Source organism: Prevotella sp. MGM1 (genome assembly GCF_002933775.1).
Classification (GTDB): Bacteria; Bacteroidota; Bacteroidia; order Bacteroidales; family Bacteroidaceae; genus Prevotella.
In genome coordinates this window covers 1-17,127 of the sequence record NZ_BEWV01000222.1, presented here as the reverse complement: position 1 = coordinate 17,127, position 17,127 = coordinate 1, and the positions used below count along the sequence as shown (strand labels likewise).

The window sequence follows — 17,127 nt, the reverse complement described above, 5'->3', positions numbered from 1 at the left end:
GCCGATGGACAATCATTTTAGCAAAACTACAAACAATTATCCACCCGATGGACATTTCTCTTACTAGAAAAAAGTGCCAATCGCTATTGACACTGCAAAGGTAAGAGGATTGGTATGCTTTGCGAAGAATCCTCTTGTCTTCTCTCCATATCCAGCACGCATCCACTTATTGGATGTGATAAAACAGAGGTGTCCTTGTTGACGTAAAAGTTGCCAACCTTTTTCATAGAACAAGCAATAGATGTCTCCTGTTTTGGCAAATGCCTGAAAGTGACAATCTTCATATAATTTTGCCAACTCTCCACCATTATTCTGTAATTGGATATATGGAGGGTTGCCAATCACAATGTCAAACCCTTCTTTATCGTCTCGGTTGAACACATCACTGAACCAAGTATGCCAAAGGAAGAATTTGTTATTCTCGGCAAGGTTGATGTCTTTGAGTTTGGCAAGAATAGTCGGGTCGTATGCTTGTGCCTCCAACTGCTTGTTTATAGTGTCGGAAATATCTTGTTGCAACTTCACTTTTCTGTCGTGGTCGCTACAAGAGTAGTATGATGATAGTAGGTGCGATACGGTCTTTTGTAGACGGTTCTTCTCATCATCGAAAAGAGATATTTCGCCCTTATCCTTCTTATACTCCTTTTCGTATGTGAGCTTGCTTAAATCCACGCTCATAAAACTCTCTATAAGTGAGTTGCCCTGCATAATCTTATAATCAAGGTTTGGCAGTGGCGATGGAGTTTCCTCATCCACCACAATAGATAGCCAAAAACGCAAACGCGCAATATCAACAGCTCCTTTCTCAATATCCACACCATAGATATTGTTTTGGATAATACTTTTCTTGATTTCTGTACGGTCATAATATGTGCCGCTCAATACCTCACGGCAATGTAAAAGTTCATTAAGCAAACCCATCGGGAATGCTCCAGAGCCTATAGCAGGGTCGCAAATCTTGACTTCTTCAAGTGCTGCGAGAAGTTTTGTTTTCTTATTCTCAGGAATATCCACAACTCCTTCTTCGGGAGAAAGTACGAATTGACGAATTTTCTCTTTGGCTATGCTTGTGTTGGTTTCGAGATAGGCAATAAGAGACTCTTGGCACATATAGCGTACAATCTCTTTGGGAGTGTAGAACGCACCTTTATCCTTGTTGTCTTCGAGTAAGTTCTCAAAGATTTTACCAAGCATTTCGGGATCGACACCCACTTCGGCATCGTTAGGGTCATTCTCATCAATGGTAAAGTTATATTCACTAAAAAATTGAAACAAGCGTTTGAAGTAATCGGCAGGGAAACGGCTTTCGGGTTCATCTTCCTCATCACGCTCAAACAAGCCACCATTGAGGTATGGAATATCTTTCCACTCTGCAATCAAAGACTTATCCCAACCGTAATCAGCAAATAGTGCTTCACGCTCCGCAGGTTTAGTATTCAAAATACCGAAGAACAAAGGTTCAAGAACAGAATCAAGATAATCGTTCTTGTAGAGTGAGTTCTCAAACATATTCTGCATATAGTTGAGGTCGCCACACATCCAACCTTTACGCTGCAAGAAGTGCAGAAATGTGATTCGTCCCATAATCTTCTTCACATAGTCACGAATCTTCTTTTCGTTATGGCCAAATGCTTGCATCAATGCAGCATTAGGCTCACCAAGCACCTTTTCTTCCCATTTGCTACCAACCTTAACGAAACGCTTACCTGTAATATATTGGATAAAATCAGCATATTGCTCACGGTACTTATCGAAGAACTCATCTGAGAGTGCTTCAACTGAGAAGGCAGTTTTCAGATTCTCAAACGATATGCCTTTCTTCTTCAAAAAGTTGAAACGTTCGATAGGCGTTCTGTATAGCAAATCATCACTACCGAAAACATAGGTGTATCGCTTGGGCGATGTTGCCTCACCTTTAATATCACAAATGAATGATAAACGCCAATGGTCGCCGCTGTCAAATACCACCAATGCAGCATCAAATTCACCCCAAGTAGGATTGATAAATGACTTTACGAGATTGCGAAGCCCTACACGTTTGTTGGCGACAGAGCCTTTGGTTATGTTATATTGGAACAAACCTATGCGGTAACTATCAGTAGTGTCTATATTTCCCAAATAGTAGCCCTCGTCAGAGGTATTCTCAATGATTCTTTCGGGAGTGCTCTTTAATTCCGTAGCATTGAAGAAATGCTGCAAGAAACCATACCACTGTGTCAAGTTAAATGATGATTGGAACAGGTTTCTCAAACTATCGGGTGTATATGCGGTTGCCATAGTAATATTGGGTTATAGTGAGTGATTTATTTGAAGCTCTCGGATATGATAATCTGTGGATTGGAAATATCTTGGGCATCGTGGCGTTGATCCTTGTTCATCGTCTGATATTCGCAAAGCAATTCCGAGATTTTGTTTTGCAGGATATACTCGTCCTGTTTCATCTTTGCACGGTCATTCTTGTACTCTCGTGACAAGGCTTTTAAGTAGCGAGGTAGTTGGGCATAGATACCCTCGTTGATATATCCCATCAATACATCGCATTGCGATTTCAGTTCGCTATCGGTCGTTATCTGCTTGATGGTACGCAAGAACTTATTGGCTTCAAGCGAAGTCTTGTCAAGGTCGGTGCGATTGATAGATGATGTATCGGCGGCCTCTACATACTCAGTGGTATATTGAGCCAATGCACTATTTACATGCTTGTAATGTTGCTCCTCATTTGCAAATGGTACAGGCTGTTCCTCTGGTTTGGCTTTGAGATATTTTACAGCTTCGAGGAAGTCTATGACCTCTACACCTGTTGGAGTAGCCAAATAGAACTCGGTTTTTACATTAGAAGAGACGAAGATGACTGACTTTCCACTATGTTTTCCAGTATCACGCATTACACGGCTCTTCATTGGCAGAGCCTTGATTTTGCGATACAGTTCACGGTCGCTATTATAGAGTTCACGCACCTCACGCAATAGGGCAATCTTCTTGTCGATGCTGTCCTTAACATTGTTATCGAACATCTGAAACTCCTTTACAATTTCCTCTTTGGAATAGATTTGAGCATCTTCACCAAATGCAGAGTGGAAGCCTTGCAACTTGACAAGGGCGTTCTTGTAGAGTTGTATTTCCTTGTCTCCCTGCTGAGATGGGTAGAACATATAGTTGTAGATATTCGGAGCAACTGAGCCGATACGATTTACACGACCTATACGCTGCATCAATCGGGTTGCATTCCAAGGCGAATCGTAATTGACAATCACATTGGAACGATGCAAGTTTACACCTTCTGCCAACACATCAGAAGTAATGATGATGTTGTACCTCATTGAATTACTGTCGAAGTTTGCATCGAAGTTCTCTTTGATGGTCTGTCCCAAACGGTTACGGTTTGCGGCTGTTACCATCAATACATCGGTACGACCAATCTCATTTGTAAGTCTATCGTACAAATAGTTCAGTGTATCCACACTCTCGGAGAACAGCACCAATTTACCCGATGGATTTATCTCTTTGTCGAAGAATTTATAAGTCAGGTTTTCTCGGAACTTATCAAACTTCGGGTCATCATTCTCCTTTGCCCAATCGGCATTAAGCTGTTCCAATATCTCACGGTCGTGGTGTAGCATTTCAAGGAAATCGGAAGTGAATGCATCAGCCGAAAAGAGAATATCCTCGGCTGCATATCCCTTAGCAATGGCATACTCGATAATCTCATCAAGCTCCATATTCTTGGCTTGAAGGTCTTTCACTTTCAAGTCTGGAGCAATGATTACCTTGTCCTCATCAAACATCTTAATCATATCTGTCGTGATACGAAGGAGTGTACGGAGCGACATCTTGAAAGCATAGAAACTACTCTCCAATCGCTTAACCATATGGACACGATAGATTGCTGCCAATGTCTGACCGATATGTACCGCATTCTTGTACTTGTTGCGATATTCAGGCTTCAAGAACTCTACTGCACGATAACGGGCATAAGTCAATCCCTTACCCTCTGGATTATCTTCTGTTTTGCCATCGGTCAGTTGTTTCAAAGTCTCGTAAAAACGATTGCTTGTATCGGAGTCCATCACGTACTCCAACTCATTTGGAGGCAGGATGTTGGGGAATATGATTCCCTGCGACTTGATGTCCGCCTTGTAATCAGGGTCATTTAGAATGTTATTACGTGTACGACGGACTGTTACCTTGTCGATAACCTTACTACGAATTTGCTCATAGATTTTATCTACTTCGGCAGTAACATCACGCTGGTCGCGTTCACGCATCAATCGTTTGTAGTCCAATATGTGTTCCGAGAAGAATCCTTTGAGATTAGGAACACCGTCAATGGTACAGCTTTGGCTATTCTGGAATAGCAACAATTGATTTTGCAAATCATCAGGACGGTTGTTGAGTGGAGTCGCTGAAAGAAGCATCACTTTCTTCTGCGAACTCTTCAACAAGCCCATATTCATACAAGGCGACTTGCATATCTTCTGCAACTCATCGTATTTACCGGAACTGTCGCTACGGAATCCGTGTGCTTCATCGACAATAATTAGGTCGAACTCCTCTTTGTCCTTGTAGTTGTCTTTACCCTCAAGAACTTTGGATAAACTGCCATTGGTAATGAATTGCGCTTTCTTGTAAATTCCAAATAGTTTGAAAGTATTTCGCCAGTTGTCTTCCAATGCAGGAGGATAGACAACAAGGATATTGGTATTCTTGCCATTTGCCTCCACAAAGCGTTTGGCAATCATTGTGGCTATCATCGTCTTTCCCAAACCCACTACATCGGCAAGGAACAATCCATTATGTTGCATCAGCATCTGGTATCCTTGAATAACGGCATCTTTCTGATATTTCAAATCCTTTACGCCATCGGGCAACTGAATGGAAAAATCATCTTCAACTTGGTCGCCAAATGTGTCAATGAGCACTTTGATGTATAGTTCGTATGGCGTTGGCTGATAACCTAAGTATGTTTTCTTCTTGTATTCTTCAATATCTTCTGCGGTCAATGGTATTGCCTCGTTCCACAAAGCCCAAAACTCATCGGAGCAATACTTCACATCGTCAAAGTCTTTCATTGCTACATTAAGCTCGTACTGTGGCGGTTGCTTGATGCCTAAGCCTGAATCGGAGATATTGGATGAACCCATAATAACCCAGCCATCGCTGTGCTCGCTATGATTCTGTGGCAAGCACAAATAGAACTTTGCGTGAAGGTTCTTGGTGGCGTGAATACGCATCTGTAAGCGTCCCGAAACAAGATCTTCGCACATCTGCAAAATACCCTCTTCTACTTCGGGAGAATATTGGGCATTAACAATGTCCTCTTTGAAGCCGTTGTGATAGATTTCTTTCGCCTTATCTTCGTCTGCTAACATCAATAGAGCTTTATTGTGCTTGCGAAAAATATCATCAATGTTAATGCCGACTAATATTTTAATTTCTGATACATTACTCAATTCCTTTCGTAGTTTGAAATAACCAGATGAGCGAAAAAATCCAACAACTGCTAAAAAACTATCGAAATTTATCATATCAGCAGCAATACCTTTGAATTTATCAAACAAGGTATTTCCTGTACTGTTTGTGAAAAATTTTGTACTCATTATTATTCGTGTTAAAATTTTCTATAGAAATAAGTGACGCTAATAATATTAATTGTTATTGAACATTTTCTTTTTCCCTTCTTTCCTTAACTTTCTCCAATCCCGGCATCTTTTTAGCCAATACACTTTCTCCTGCAGGAAAATAAAGCGGAAAGACCTGAGATAAGAAACTTACAATATCACTACGTTTCTTGCCCATGTTGAAAAAGGTGGAACAAACAAAATACATAAGATCTTGCTGACTACATGTATCTTTGAGTTGAATGGTTATTGAGGGAGTGATTATCAAACCGTGTTCTGCAAATGCGCAAGCACTGGCAAGAATAGCTTTTTGTTCTTCCTCAGTGAACATCTTGATTTTATCTGCTAACCATTTAAGTTCTCTTTGCTGAAGTGCTTGTTGCTTTTCATTCTGATGTTCCAATAGAATTGCTACATTTTCTTGTTGCTTTTCAGTCAAGGCATTTTCCAATGCTTGATTCTTTCGTTTAAGGACATTGAATTTCAGCAATGCGGCAATGTACATACAGAAATACCCTACTGCAATATCGAATATCAGGACAAGTAGATAATTGTTGCTTGAATTTTTGGTATCCTCGGCCATATACTCACTGATAGGAATAACGGCTAATAGCATGATGATGGCTATTGCATAAAGCACTCTGTATCGCGTTTTATGGTTTACCTGCGGTAAGGAGGCAAACAAAAAGGCGATAATCAAGACGGCAATTATTGCACAAAGTGGAATGAAAGATGTTCCCATAGGTTTATTGCTCAGTTTGAGGGTTAACAATAATGCGCCAATAGCCAGCTTTATCAGAACCTTCATGAGCCAAAATCTCCATATCCCTAAGGCTTTTGATGTTTTTCTCTATGGCACGTTTAGTTACACCAATTTTATTAGCCATATTATCGGCTGTGATTGATGGGTCAGAAATAACGAGGTCAATTATTTTTTGTGCTGTTTTACTGACCTTCTTCGGTGTTTTTGATGTATCTCCGAACCTATTTGCATTTACACCGAACTTTTTCACCGAACCTTTTTCGTTTACACCGAACTTTTCTGCATTTACACCGAACTTTTCGACCGAACATTCTTCGTTTACAGGGTACTTTTCGAGGGTACTATTTACCCTGTTGGCTACTTCTTCCACAGGAATTCTTCCGTTCTCGTCCCAATTCAGGTTATAGAACGTGGTATAGAAAGAAGTCGCTTCCGTTTGATATTGCGGTTCTTTTCCTTGCAGGAAGTTAGGCAGTTTCTCTGTAAGTTCACGCATCTTGCGCAAACCGGAGCCACGTTTCTCCATATAGTCCAGCTGTGTGAACACATCCGCAATGACGGGATTGCGGCGCATGGACGGCACTTTGTATATGTCACGGTCTTGAATCTGTGTTCCGTCAAGCATGGCACCGGGCGATACCAGTTCCACTCGGTCATCGTAAATGTCAATATGTACTTCGCCACCCATTACCGTATAATCTCTATGGATAAGATGGTTTACCAACCCTTCAAAGATTGCACGGTCGGAATAGTCGGGGAGATTCAGACGATAGTTCGGCATCTTCACCCATCCGCTCATGGTGTAGTTCTTGATGAAGTCCATGCCGTATTTCAATAGCAATACTAGGTTAGCCCGATGTTCTACGGAACTGATGGCATCATCTTTATAAAGTCCGGTCCAACGGGTGCAGAAGATACGCGATTGGAATACGGTGCAATTATCCACGAACAATAATCCGGCATTGGTTAGTTTACCGTCAGGAGTAACCAGACCGAATGATTCCAGATACTTGTCATTCCACTCCTGATGGGTTTGCTCACGGAAAGTATTGGCGAGAATAATAAATGAGTGCTTGCTGGCATCCACTTGTGTAGGAAGAGAATCCCATGTCATGTGTGTACCTTTCAATACCAACGAAAGAAGTTGTTGTGAATTACACTCCACGCTTTCATTGCCAATTCGCATATATGCGGTACGTGTTCCGTCCTGATAATAATAATAAGGTGTAAGCGTTCCTGCCTTTACTTTCACTTCAAGCAAAGAGTGCCCTTCGCGTTCTATCGGAATAAGTTGAACTTCCGGAACAGGGTCAAGTCTTGCCTTTATCATTTCGCTGATAAAGTCGGCATCGGCTTGTGGATTCTCCAACCCTACAATTACACCGTCATCATTCACTCCATAGAACAAGCTACCGCCATCCGTATTGGCAAAAGCTGACACGGATTTAAGCCACGACTTCACTTTCTTACGCTCCAACATTTCCTTGAAATCGTAAGCCGAGCATTCCGCTATCAATGTATTGTTATGTATCTGCATAGTTTCTTTATTGCTGTTATGGTACAACACCCCAATATCACATACAAAGGTAAGGATAAAACCGAAGAATCTGTTAAAATCCTCCTTTTCTTATGATTTTTATGCGTTTACATCACGTTGCTTATGGGGAAAAAGTGTATTTTTGCGAGTGAGAGCTTGTGTTGCTTATGGATGCTTATTTTCGGATTTGCGATATAATTGCAACACGTGTACGCAAGTTGCTCATACTGAGATAATGTTGATTTTGAGGAAGTCAAATGATTCCGATAAGGAAACAGATAACAAACAATAAGCAAAAGCGTGCAGCTCTGGTGAGTTGCACGCTTTTTGCGTTTATGGGGTTCATGGTTGCTATGTGTTTTATATGGGCTTTTTTATCTCTTATTTGCGACAAAACAAAAAGAGCCCCAAAAGTTAGAAATCAAACTTTCGGGGCATTTTATGATGTCTACAATTCATTCTTTTCTGCGATGGCTTGCATTATCAATGATTCAAGTTCCTCGCATAATTCCGGATTGTCTTTGAGAAGAGCCTTGGTGGCGTCTCTGCCTTGTCCTAGCTTGGAGCTATTGTATGAGAACCAGCTTCCACTTTTTTGTATGATTCCGTATTCCACTCCGAGGTCGAGAATCTCGCCGATTTTCGATATGCCTTCTCCGAAGGTTATCTCAAACTCTGCTTTGCGGAATGGCGGAGCCACTTTGTTTTTCACGACCTTTACTCTTACCTGGTTCCCTATGATGTTGTCACCGTCTTTAATGCTCGTGACGCGTCGGATGTCAAGGCGTACGCTTGAATAGAATTTAAGAGCGTTACCGCCGGTTGTTGTTTCCGGATTACCGAACATCACTCCGATTTTTTCACGCAATTGGTTGATGAATATGCAAGTGGTGTTTGTTTTGCTGATGGTGCTTGTCAGTTTACGCAGGGCCTGGCTCATTAGTCTGGCTTGCAGGCCGACAACGTTATCGCCCATATCTCCCTCAATTTCTTTTTTGGGAGTCAATGCGGCAACCGAGTCGACGACCAGAATGTCTATTGCTGAAGATCGGATCAGTTGATCCGCTATTTCGAGTGCCTGTTCGCCGTTGTCAGGTTGTGATATCCACAAATTTTCCACATCCACTCCGAGCTTGGCGGCGTAAAAGCGGTCGAAAGCATGTTCGGCGTCTATGAATGCCGCGATGCCTCCCGCTTTCTGTGCCTCAGCTATGGCGTGTATCGCCAGTGTCGTCTTTCCGGACGATTCCGGGCCATATATCTCTATTATCCTTCCTCTCGGATAGCCGCCCACACCGAGGGCCACATTAAGGCCGATACTTCCCGAGGGTATGACTTCCACGTTCTCGATTTGCTCATCGCCCATGCGCATTATGCTTCCTTTGCCGAAGTCTTTTTCTATTTTTGACATGGCAGCCTGCAATGCTTTCAGTTTTTCTTCGTTGCCGGTCATTGCCGCTCCTGTATCTTCTTTTTTTGCCATTGAAATATTAATTGTTAGTTATAGAATCGTGAATAATCAGAGTTCGAGGTCGCCTCCGAACTCCTCATGCCATGGAAGGCCTTGTTTGTTGAGTTGTTCCATGAACGGATCCGGATCAAATTCCTCCACGTTCCATACGCCCGGCTTGCGCCACAGGCCTTTGAAGAACATCATTGCGCCAATCATTGCCGGAACACCCGTAGTGTAGCTTACACCCTGCATGCCTGTTTCTTTGTATGCTTCTTGATGTTTGCAGTTGTTGTATACGTAATATGTCAACTCTTTTCCGTCTTTTATTCCGCGTATGCGGCAGCCGATGCTTGTCTCTCCGTCATAGTTCTCTCCCAGGTCTTGCGGGTTTGGCAATACGGTTTTGAGGAATTGCAAGGGTACGATTTTCACCTTTGCGGTCTTTCCCGAGCCGTCAGCGAGTGGAGCTTCATATTCCATTTCGTCGATGCGGCTCATGCCGATATTCTGTATTACGTCAAGATATGTGAGATATTGCTGGCCGAATGTCATCCAGAACCGGGCCTGTTTTATTGTCGGATAGTTCTTTACCAGGCTTTCAAGCTCCTCATGGTGCATCAGATAGCTCTCTCTCGGGCCAATGTTCGGGTATGTGAGTGCCTTGTGGATTTCAAGCGGTTCGGTCTCAATCCATTCTCCGTCCTTGTAGTAGAGACCTTTCTGTGTGATCTCGCGGATGTTTATTTCCGGGTTGAAGTTTGTGGCAAATGCCTTGTGGTGGTTGCCTGCGTTGCAGTCTACGATGTCAAGATTGTGTATCTCGTCAAAGTGATGTTTTGCCGCATAGGCCGTATATATTCCGCTGACACCGGGATCAAATCCACAGCCGAGTATCGCCGTTAGTCCTGCCTGCTCGAATTTCTCTTTGTATGCCCATTGCCATGAGTACTCGAAATGAGCCTCGTCTTTCGGCTCGTAATTAGCCGTGTCGAGATAATGGCATCCGCATGCCAGACAGGCATCCATTATCGTGAGATCCTGATAGGGGAGGGCGAGATTGATTACCAGTTCCGGTCTATAGTCGTTGAATAGCGTTTTGAGCTGTTCCACATCATCGGCATCCACTTGTGCCGTCTTTATGTCCATTGTCAGTCCGGCCTTACGGATGGCCTCTGCGATAGCGTCACACTTTTCCTTGCGTCTGCTTGCTATCATGAAATCTGTGAATACATCAGCATTCTGAGCTATTTTGAATGCCGCTACGGTAGCAACGCCACCCGCACCAATCATTAATACTTTTCCCATTTACTTATTGTTGTTTGTTTATGATTCTTTTTTGTTGTTACTTGCCTTTTCAAGCGTATCCGGTGCCTTGCTTTCGTGGCAGTATCGCCGTTACGGATTATTCGGCGTGGAGTTCGCTTGATTTTATTCCGAGTGCCTGCATGAGTGAATATCCGAGTATCTCCTGCCTGAAGTTTCCGCCCTGCATGGGCTGCATGGCAAACACCGTGGCTCGCTTGTTCTCGTCGTCAAGATATAGGCGCAGTGTCTCGCGCACCTTGCCGTATATTTTCTCCGCGTCCGGTATCACCATTATCCTTTTCACATTCTTGTTGTTGCATATCACTTCGAGCGCCTCGATGAACATGTCTTCCGCCGTTGTGACATCGTTTTCTATCGGCAACGAGCTGATGAGAAATTCCCCCAGGTTGTCTGAGAACGCTTTGCCGTCAAGTTCGTCGGCATATACTCCCGGTACGAAGTTCTCCATTGCACCGCGCGACTTGTCATGAATGATGATCACTTGTGTCTTGTTGTCTCCCTCGCGCAGTCCGCCGTCGAGCGCCACGCAGTCTATCCATCGTGCCGTGTCGGCTTTCGGTATACGCCGGCCTATCATCCGTTCGAAATTCACTGTGAGGTCAAACGCAACCTTGTCAACATAATCACCGTCTGCCAGTATCACGTTTTCGCTCAAATCTTCGTTGTGAAATTTATTGTTCATAGTTGCAAAAATACAATATTTCCACCGACTGACAAAATAAATATGCTTGTTTGTTAAATCCGTCCCTTATATATTAATGTGAAGAGGCGTTGCCACGTTGTCATTTTTTAAGGTGTTTTATGGCTATTGATTTAAATCAAAATAATATCATTTATTTGGGATGATAAGTCAAATAAAGTCACTGCATGCTGATATTAAAGTATACCTTTGCACGCAACTTTAATACAGCACAGTAATTTATGAGAAGTATATTGGAAGGACGCCCGGCTTTGAAGGCTGAGGTCGAGAAGATTGCGGAAGTGGCCGGCTATCTTTGGCTGAATGGTTGGGCCGAGCGCAACGGTGGTAATATTACGGTAAATGTGACGGAGCATGTGGATGACGAGATTCGCAATATGCCGGCAATCAGCGATGTGAAGCAGATTGGTGTCACCTTGCCGCAGCTTAAAGGATGTTATTTCTACTGTAAAGGCACCGGTAAGCGCATGCGAGATTTGGCTCGCCGGCCTATGGATAACGGTTCTGTAATCCGTATTCTCGACGATTGTGCGAGCTATGTCATCATAGCCGATAATGCCGTGATGCCCACAAGCGAGTTGCCTTCTCATCTCACGGTGCATGCTCATCTTATCGAGAGCGGTTCGGCTTATAAGGCAACAGTGCATACCCATCCGATAGAACTTGTCGCAATGAGTCATAATCCTAAGTTCTTGGGCAAGGATGTGCTTACCAGAATCCTTTGGAGCATGATACCGGAGACTAAGGCTTTCTGTCCGTTAGGTCTCGGAATTGTTCCTTATACACTTCCCGGCTCAAACGAGCTTGCCGACGCTACGCTGAAAGAGCTGGAAGACTATGATGTCGTTATGTGGGAGAAGCATGGCGTATTTGCCAAAGGTCTCGACGTTATGGATGCTTTCGACCAGATAGATGTGCTCTCCAAGAGTGCCAAGATATACATAAACTCGCGTTGTATGGGCTTTGAGCCGGAAGGCATGAGCGATGAGCAGATGTCTGAGATGACAAAGGCTTTCAACCTGCCTAAATAATGGCTGGCGGCCGATAGGAATGTCATTGAGGTTTAATGGATTTATTTCATGCCTCATCAAATATTGGAAAAAACAACTACTGACTACATATTATAATCATTATTACTTACTATTTTTAGTAAAATAAAAGTCCCCGATGCTGTGAAGTATCGGGGATTTTGTATTCCCTGTGAACAACATGGCGTTTCCAATATATTGTTATGATAGGCGTGAATTGATGAAAAAAGGCTTGCTCTAACTTGAAAGCAAGCCTTTTTTGTATTGTGTCCTTTCCGTTTTCTCAGATTAATTGCGGCAGGAAAGAAGATATTATCAGCACGATGATGCCGGTGACGAGCACGGCGATGGTCTTCTGCGAGCATCCTTTCCACTCTTTGAGAATTATTCCCCATACGTTTGAGAACACCACGTTGAGAGCCATCAGTATGCAGAACGACAGTGTGAGCAGGGTGGGAGACTCGGTGAGGAAGCCCTTTCCGAGCGACAGCCCGAAGAACTGGCTGTACCACAGCGCACCGGCCAGGGCGCAGAATATTACGTTGTTGGCCCATACCTTGCCGTTCCTGTAGTCGCCCCAAGTGCCGTTCTTGCTGTTCTGGTAGAAGCAGTATACGGCGTTGGTGATAAATCCGCCAAGCGTGACGAGGAATGTCGCGGGCAGAGTCTTGTACATGTCGGGTGTGAGATCGCCGAAGTTGATGCCTTTTCCAAATTCAAGACCTACGTTGAAACATCCGCTCATGAAGCCTGCGAGCAACGCTATGGCCAGTCCTTTTGGGAAGTTGAAGTCCTTTACGGCCGCTTTCTTCTCTTCCTCCGATAGCGAGGCTGCTTTCATCGAGCCGGCCACACCTATGATGGCGATACCGAGCAGTGTCACCACCACGCCGAGAATAACGGCAAAGGTAAGTGATTCGAGCGCGTTCAACTCAGGGAAGAACATGTTAAGGAGCACCGGTCCCATGATGGTTCCCAGCCCGGCGCATGTGCCGAGGGCGATAGACTGGCCGAGAGCCACGCCCAGATAGCGCATCGAGAGGCCGAAAGTGAGACCGCCCACGCCCCATAGCACGCCGAAGAGAACGGTCATCCATATATTGAACGTGCTGCCGGTGCTGAACAGTTCGAAGAAACTGTGTCCATCTGGTACGGCAAGCAGGGCGCCGAGCAGCGGCAGAATAAGCCATGCGAACACTCCTTGTACGATCCAGTAGCTCTCCCAGCTCCAATCTTTTATCTTGTTTATTGGCACATAGCAGCTCGACTGGCAGAATGCGCCTATCGCTATGATAAGCAAACCTATAATTATTTCCATGATGTCTGTTTTATTTTACGGGTTAATAGGCTATGGGATTTATTACGGTCAAAGCCCGCCCGGAAGTTAAAGACAAATGCGCCGTCATTCATTTAGACATAATGTGACACATGATAAATATTTGCCTTTGACTTCCTGACGGGCTTTGACGCGGTTATCGCATAGCCTCCTTTATTCCGGGAGTTTCAATATTATGCGCGTTTTGAAGTGACGTCAGCCTCATATTTCTCTACAGCGCCGATGAACTCTTCGCCTACCGGAACGTTGTTGCGCACGCAGAACTCGTCGTATACGGCGTTCCACGGCAGGTTCTTGCACTCTTCGAGCAGTGCGAGGCGCTGGAACTTCTTGTCGTCAAGTTCATACTTACGCAGTGTGGCGATAGGTTCGAGCAGTGCGCGGAGCATGCACTTCTGTGCCGCGCGGCTGCCGATCACGTAAGCGCCGATGCGGTTGAGTGTGCCGTCGAAGTAGTCGAGACCGTAATGTACACGGTCGAGCGCGCCGGCACGGACGATTTCGCTGAACAGATCCTGTGTCGGGTCGTCCATGATGGTGACATGGTCTGAGTCCCAGCGAACCGGGCGAGACACGTGCAGCATCAACTCAGGAACGAACAGCAACATGGCGGAAACCTTGTCGGCAACGCTCTCTGTCGGGTGGAAGTGACCGGTGTCGAGGGTTATCATCATGTTGTTCTTTGCAGCGTATGATGTATAGAAGTCGTTGGAGCCTACCGTGTAGCTTTCCAGGCCGATACCGAATACTTTCGACTCCACGCAGTCTTTCATGTTGTCGTATTTCTGTGCGAATATCTGGTCGAGCGAGTCTTTCAGCAGTTCGCGGTACATCAGGCGGTTGACGGTCAGGTCCTTGCTTCCGTCGTGTACCCACGTGTTCATGATACAGGGGTCGCCCTGGGCCTTACCGATGGCCTCGGAGATGGCGCGGCAACGTTTTGAGTGCTCGATCCAGAAGTCGCGTATGCCTTTGTCGGGGCTGGCGAGGCTGAGGTCGCCGCTCTTCGGGTGCGAGAACGATGTGGAGTTGAAGTCAAGCAGTGTGTTGTTCGCCTTGCCCCAGTCTATCCAGCTCTGGAAGTGTGTCACGTCGCACTGGTCGCGGTCAACGTATTTTCCTCCGAAGTCGCCGTAAATCTCGTGCAGGTTCAGGCGGTGTGTACCGGGGATGAGTGACTTCGCGTAGAGGATGTCAGCACGCAGCTCATCGATGTTGCGGGCTTTTCCGGGGTAGTTGCCGTTCACCTGTATACCGCCGGTGAGCGAGCCGCCCTGGTTTTCAAATCCTGCGACATCGTCGGCCTGCCAGCAGTGCATGCTCAGGTGGAAGTTCTGCATCTGTTCCAATACTTTCTCGGTATCTACTCCGATGGCCGCGTAGCGTTCTTTGGCTACTTCATAAGCCTTTTTAACCAATTCTTCTTTCATTTTGTTTTAGGTTTTATTTGTCGTTAAAACTATTTGTTTTTATCAGTTTTTTGTGATTTCTAGAAACTTCTCGTAAGCCTTGTCCCATATCTGCCTGTCTTTCGGCTCGAAACGCTTCAGCTCTATGCTGTTGGCTATTATGCGGCGCATGTCCCAGATGTCGCTTACGTCTCCCGAGGCTTTCGCCTGGAGCATGATGTTGCCTATGGCCGTGCCTTCCTGCGGGCCGGCGAGCACCTCCACTCCGAGCGAGTCGGCGGTAAACTGGTTCAGGTAGTTGTTCAGGCTGCCGCCGCCGATTATGTGGAGCACCTCTATCGGGAATGAGGCCATCTCTTGCAGGTAGCCGAACACCTGGCGGTAGCGCAGGGCGAGCGAGTCGAAGATGCAACGGCATATCTCGGCATATCCCTCAGGCACGTGCTGGCCTGTCTTGCGGCAGTATTCCTGTATGGCGTCTACCATCGACGCCGGGTTGGCGAACATGGCGTCATCGGGGTTGATGATGCTTTGGAAAGCCGGTTGCTTCATGGCTTCGGCCTGCAACTCGGTGTGCGATTTCGGGGCGTCTGTCCATTCCTTGCGGCAACGTTCGTAGAGCCACATTCCGCAGATGTTCTTCAAGAACCGTGTGGTGCCTTCTATGCCGCCCTCGTTGGTGAAGTTGCGCTCGTAGCTCAGCCCGTTTATGATGGCGTCTTTGGTCTCTATGCCCATGAGGCTCCATGTTCCGCTGCTCAGGTAAGCGAACTTCTCGTCTTTTGCCGGCACGGCTGCCACCGCGCTTCCTGTGTCGTGGCCTGCCACGGCTATTACCGGCAATGCTCCGAGGCCTGTCATCTTCTGCACTTCTTCCGTGAGAGAGCCGATCTCGACGGCCGGATTTATCATCTCGCCGAAGTGCTCCTGTGTCAGTCCCACGCTTTCGAGCAGTTTCGGGTCGAGCGTTTTTGTCTTGGGGTCGAGCATCTGGCTTGTCGATGCTATGGTATACTCGCATACCGTCTTGCCGGTCAGCATGTAGCTCAACGCGTCGGGCACGAAGAGTATTTTCTCCGCTCCGGCCAGTGCCGAGTCGCCGTTCTTGCGCATCGCGTGCAACTGGAATAGCGAGTTGAAGTTCATGAACTGTATGCCCGTGATGTCGTATACCGTCTTTTTGTCCACTTTAGCGTCGAAGTAGTCTTCCATCATGCCGAAAGTGTGCGGGTCGCGGTATGCCAGCGGGTTGCGCAGCAACGCTCCGTCTTTGCCCACGCACACGAAGTCTACGCCCCATGTGTCGATACCTATTGAGCATATAGGTATCTGTCGCTGGGCGGCGAGTTTAAGACCCTTTATTATTTCGTTATATAATGCGTATATGTCCCAGTAGAAGTGTCCTCCCGTTTCTATCAGGTTGTTGTCGAACCGTGTGAGTTCTTCGAGAACAATGCGTTCGTCGCCAAGTGTTCCGATTATGGTTCTTCCGCTGGTCGCGCCCAGATCGACGGCGAAAAAATATTTTTTATTATTCTCCATAAATGTTTGTTAGCAGTAGTTTTTAGTTATACTTACATTTTCAAAGACAGTGCAGGCCCGACGCTGCGAAACCGGTTCGGGGTTGTTCAGGCACTGCCTATCTTTTGCAAAGATAAAAAGAATTATTGAAATTCTGAAATTTATGAGGATGTATTTCCGTGGTTTTGGTGTTAAGGACATCTGTTTTAAAACAATAGTCACCGTGATGCGGTGTGTTTTGATTGTGATTATAATTATAATGTAAACTAAAAGTCACGGATTTAGCGCTTTGCTTTTTGTCGAAATAGAAAAACGAGTGCGCTACTCATTGCGATATACAATGCGATAGCGCCTTTATCGAAAAACGGAAATCCGCCTGCTTTCCCGCAACGGGCGGCTGAATGGAAGCCGTTCGGCTGCCGATTGCTTTCCGTTT

At 45.5% G+C, this 17,127-nt stretch carries 11 protein-coding genes; 1 reads left to right on the top strand and 10 read right to left on the bottom strand.

Annotated elements, in window-relative coordinates; all coding sequences use genetic code 11:
- Positions 1-63 precede the first annotated feature (63 nt).
- The 7 genes from MoGM_RS12665 to MoGM_RS12635 form a co-directional block, all read right to left on the bottom strand.
- Positions 64-2,277 (bottom strand): Eco57I restriction-modification methylase domain-containing protein, encoded by a 2,214-nt coding sequence (locus MoGM_RS12665; protein ID WP_104370417.1) that lies wholly within the window; start codon positions 2,275-2,277, stop codon positions 64-66.
- A 26-nt stretch (positions 2,278-2,303) separates the two neighbouring features.
- The gene (locus tag MoGM_RS12660) at positions 2,304-5,369 is read right to left on the bottom strand and encodes a helicase-related protein (RefSeq protein WP_371410535.1); all 3,066 of its coding nucleotides are present in this window, start codon (positions 5,367-5,369) and stop codon (positions 2,304-2,306) included.
- A 283-nt stretch (positions 5,370-5,652) separates the two neighbouring features.
- Positions 5,653-6,360 (bottom strand): hypothetical protein, encoded by a 708-nt coding sequence (locus MoGM_RS12655; RefSeq protein WP_104370415.1) that lies wholly within the window; start codon positions 6,358-6,360, stop codon positions 5,653-5,655.
- Positions 6,361-6,364: 4 nt separating this feature from the next.
- A complete protein-coding gene (locus MoGM_RS12650) occupies positions 6,365-7,918 on the bottom strand; it encodes an ATP-binding protein (protein WP_104370418.1) in 1,554 nt (517 codons plus the stop codon).
- Between the two features lie 448 nt (positions 7,919-8,366).
- Positions 8,367-9,401, bottom strand: a complete 1,035-nt coding sequence (recA, locus tag MoGM_RS12645) for a recombinase RecA (protein ID WP_104370414.1) — start codon at positions 9,399-9,401, stop codon at positions 8,367-8,369.
- Positions 9,402-9,437: 36 nt separating this feature from the next.
- Entirely contained in the window at positions 9,438-10,676 is a 1,239-nt protein-coding gene (locus MoGM_RS12640; protein ID WP_104370413.1) for a saccharopine dehydrogenase family protein, read from the bottom strand.
- Between the two features lie 97 nt (positions 10,677-10,773).
- On the bottom strand, positions 10,774-11,379 hold the full coding sequence (locus MoGM_RS12635) for a DUF6621 family protein (protein ID WP_104370412.1): 606 nt from the start codon (positions 11,377-11,379) through the stop codon (positions 10,774-10,776).
- A 239-nt stretch (positions 11,380-11,618) separates the two neighbouring features.
- Here MoGM_RS12635 and rhaD point away from each other — a divergent pair, with 239 nt between their 5' ends.
- On the top strand, positions 11,619-12,428 hold the full coding sequence (gene rhaD / locus MoGM_RS12630) for a rhamnulose-1-phosphate aldolase (protein WP_104370411.1): 810 nt from the start codon (positions 11,619-11,621) through the stop codon (positions 12,426-12,428).
- Positions 12,429-12,708: 280 nt separating this feature from the next.
- Here the strand turns inward: rhaD and rhaT are convergent, their stop codons facing one another.
- The 3 genes from rhaT to MoGM_RS12615 form a co-directional block, all read right to left on the bottom strand.
- Complete coding sequence (gene rhaT, locus MoGM_RS12625) at positions 12,709-13,743, bottom strand: L-rhamnose/proton symporter RhaT (protein WP_104370410.1); 1,035 nt, start codon at positions 13,741-13,743, stop codon at positions 12,709-12,711.
- 191 nt (positions 13,744-13,934) lie between these two features.
- The gene (locus tag MoGM_RS12620) at positions 13,935-15,191 is read right to left on the bottom strand and encodes an L-rhamnose isomerase (RefSeq protein WP_104370409.1); all 1,257 of its coding nucleotides are present in this window, start codon (positions 15,189-15,191) and stop codon (positions 13,935-13,937) included.
- Positions 15,192-15,233: 42 nt separating this feature from the next.
- The gene (locus tag MoGM_RS12615) at positions 15,234-16,712 is read right to left on the bottom strand and encodes a rhamnulokinase family protein (protein WP_104370408.1); all 1,479 of its coding nucleotides are present in this window, start codon (positions 16,710-16,712) and stop codon (positions 15,234-15,236) included.
- Positions 16,713-17,127: the final 415 nt, after the last annotated feature.